The organism is Asaia sp. SF2.1 (assembly GCF_000505765.1).
Taxonomy (GTDB): Bacteria; Pseudomonadota; Alphaproteobacteria; order Acetobacterales; family Acetobacteraceae; genus Asaia; species Asaia bogorensis.
The window spans coordinates 63,623-66,193 of record NZ_AYXS01000011.1 but is presented as its reverse complement, the minus strand read 5'-3'; the positions used below and the strand labels follow the sequence as shown (position 1 = coordinate 66,193).

Here is a 2,571-nt window from a genome sequence, read left to right as displayed (position 1 = left end):
TGGACATGCCCGCCTGGTACCTGATGGGCGCAGCATTCATCGGCATCGTTACAATGCTGACCGTTCGTGAAACGGCAGGAATGCCTTTGCGAGGATCACCGCCAGCGGTAGGCAGTACGGAAGAGGCAAAAGACCTGTTGCAAAGCGGGGTGGCGGTTACGGTCGATCCTGTCCCTCCCGCGGCCACTTAACATTGCGCTCCCGACTCCGACCGCACACCAACCGATAAAAGGAACACATGGTCAGATGGCCTCTCGTCTCATTTCTGAACGTCATCCCTGGGTAAAGTATCTCGCACTCATCAGCATGGGCGTTGCGATCTATGCCGGGGCAATCTGGATCTCGTTCTCGCTTATTGTCGCTTTGGCATGGGGCGCAGTCATCGCCATTGCTGTACGGCCGATACAGCGCAAACTCGGACAGTTTATCGGTGCAAAGATGGCGGCCATCAGCCTTATCGGGCTGACCTGCGTGCTCTTCACGATCATGGCTGGCATAGCGGGTTATGGCGCGGTGACCGAGATCGGATCGCTTTCGGAAAAAGCCCACCATCTCATCGCTCCCCACCAGACATCGGCCCCGGCAAACGGTCCTGACGCAGCCACGCAAGATCGTGCCGCACCGCCGCAGAACGACGAGAGTACGGGGAAGCCCGAGCCGACAGATCATAATGGGGAAGAAGCAGGCTCTGGCGACAGTGCGACGCCAGCCCTGCCGCCTGCCGTCTCAACTCGGATCGACAAGGTCAAAAGCGTGCTTCCAGCAAGCCTCGCAAACAAGATCGACCCGCAACAAATCATGAAGATGGCCAAGGCCCAGGCCAAGTCGATCTCCAAGATCGCAGGGCTCGCAGCTTTCAAGATCCTCAAAAGTATCCCGCATCTCCTGGAAGCCTTTTTCGTTGCGATGCTCACCGCAGCATGCTGCCTCCTTTCCTATGGGCGGGTCACCTCGTCTCTTCGCAGGGTCAGTATCGAGCTCACCCAGCGTGACGACATTCTTCTGCACATCGTTCGCAGCATTCGTGGTGCCGTCAACGGACTGGTTCTTGTTGGTATCGGCGAGGCGCTTGTCTGCTCGCCTTTGATCTTCATTGCAGATGCCAGCCATGCGGTCATCCTGACGATCCTTCTAGCCATTGCTGCGTCGATCCCCTTCTGCGGCTATCCGGCGGCAATTCTCGTCGGCGGCATCGTTGCGGCTTCAGGGTCGATGAACATGGGCATTGCCGTTGCAGGCTGGGGACTCTTCGTTCTGTTCTGCGGTGAGCATTTTGCCCGTCCGAAGTTTATCTCCGACGAGACCCGCCTGCCGTTCCTGCACACGATGATTGCCATCCTGGGGGGCCTGCACATGCTCGGCCTTGTAGGCCTCTTCATCGGTCCAGCCATTGTGGCTGCCGCTCACATGCTGTGGTGCGAGCTCGATGGTTCTCGCCGAGGCCAGGAGAGCTCAAAACAAACTGCCTGACGTTCACCCTACACCGTTTCACGCCAACGGATCGCCCGAACACGGGCGGTCTTGGTGCTGTGGCATGAGCCACAGAGCAGCCGGACATTACCCGGATCGAGCGGGGCACCGCCGTCCTTCAGTTCATGGATATGATCGCCGAAGATACGGCAGCCGGTGCGGCCGCAGGACTCGCAGCGTCGGCCACGATGGGCCAGAAGGCGGGACATCAGGCCGCGCCATTCGGGCGAGAGATAGATGGTTTTTGTCTGCTTCGGCAGCGCCGTTGCAATACCGGTTTTGACGCTACGAACTGCTGGCAGGACGCACTGCAATCCGCGGACCGCCATGTATCGTCACTCCAGAAATCAGGCACAAAAAAAGACGCCTGCCCGAATGGGTAAGCGTCTCGCGATCTTGGGTCTCAAATATCTGCAAATTGGGGAATGTGGGTAGTAGAAAATGCAGACGGCTTGATTTTTTTTGCGATGACTATACAGGCGCGCTGGTGCCAGGCCTGTGCAGTCTTGTGGTCAACGCCGAGTTTAGGCCCAATCTTTCGCCATTCCCACTTATGCCGCCCCGAGATCCGGTGAACGATCAGGCGCATATTGACCACTGTTCGCAGCTTGCGATCCTCGATCAGCGGTATCCAGGTGAGCACGATATCCAGTCGGTCGATCTGATCGGCGGTCGGTCTGGGCAGAAACTCGTCGCTTTCACGGTCCCAGCCGAGATCTTCCAGATCACGTAGATAGTCCGGCCATGTGCTTCCTGCACCGGCTGGGCGCAGTCTGGTGGCGGGCAGCGTAGCGAGCGTGAGAGCAGCCTCGTCCAGCCATTCGCCTACCTGCTCCGGCAGGCTGCGCTCAGGGTCGAAATGCAAGAGCATCTTGCTCATGCGGCCAGCCTTGCGCGTTCGAGGTAGTCGGCACGGTTCGGAATCGGCTCATTGACTGCACCCGCAATGCCGGACGCCACACGCTCGCGCCATGCATCCATGTCCCGTTTCCAGGCGCGATCGGCTTCGATCTCGGCCTCGTTCAGTGGTGCTTCGGGCACGTCGCGATTTGCAATGGCGGTGCCGATCGCCTTCCCGAAATAGCCCAGATGGCTGATCGA

At 58.9% G+C, this 2,571-nt stretch carries 3 protein-coding genes and 2 pseudogenes; 2 read left to right on the top strand and 3 right to left on the bottom strand.

Going from position 1 to position 2,571, the window contains the following annotated elements; all coding sequences use genetic code 11:
- Nucleotides 1-191, top strand: a pseudogene (locus P792_RS38555) (MFS transporter); the annotation flags it as partial.
- A gap of 55 nt (nt 192-246) precedes the next feature.
- Complete coding sequence (locus tag P792_RS35965; RefSeq protein ID WP_023978336.1) at nt 247-1,470, top strand: AI-2E family transporter; 1,224 nt, start codon at nt 247-249, stop codon at nt 1,468-1,470.
- Nucleotides 1,471-1,478: 8 nt separating this feature from the next.
- On the opposite strand, the gene P792_RS26455 is transcribed toward P792_RS35965, so the two are convergent.
- The 3 genes and pseudogenes from P792_RS26455 to P792_RS37540 all read right to left on the bottom strand — a co-directional run.
- The gene (locus P792_RS26455; RefSeq protein WP_023978335.1) at nt 1,479-1,799 is read right to left on the bottom strand and encodes an HNH endonuclease signature motif containing protein; all 321 of its coding nucleotides are present in this window, start codon (nt 1,797-1,799) and stop codon (nt 1,479-1,481) included.
- Between the two features lie 74 nt (nt 1,800-1,873).
- Complete coding sequence (locus P792_RS26450; protein ID WP_023978334.1) at nt 1,874-2,350, bottom strand: DUF6362 family protein; 477 nt, start codon at nt 2,348-2,350, stop codon at nt 1,874-1,876.
- A pseudogene (locus tag P792_RS37540) lies at nt 2,347-2,571 on the bottom strand (hypothetical protein); the annotation flags it as partial. The gene P792_RS26450 and the pseudogene P792_RS37540, both read right to left, overlap by 4 nt.

Bases quoted from the DNA above. Each gene is read 5' to 3' on its own strand.
- P792_RS26455 (WP_023978335.1), bottom strand. From the start codon at position 1,799: ATGGCGGTCCGCGGATTGCAGTGCGTCCTGCCAGCAGTTCGTAGCGTC.
- P792_RS35965 (WP_023978336.1), top strand. From the start codon at position 247: ATGGCCTCTCGTCTCATTTCTGAACGTCATCCCTGGGTAAAGTATCTC.
- P792_RS26450 (WP_023978334.1), bottom strand. From the start codon at position 2,350: ATGAGCAAGATGCTCTTGCATTTCGACCCTGAGCGCAGCCTGCCGGAG.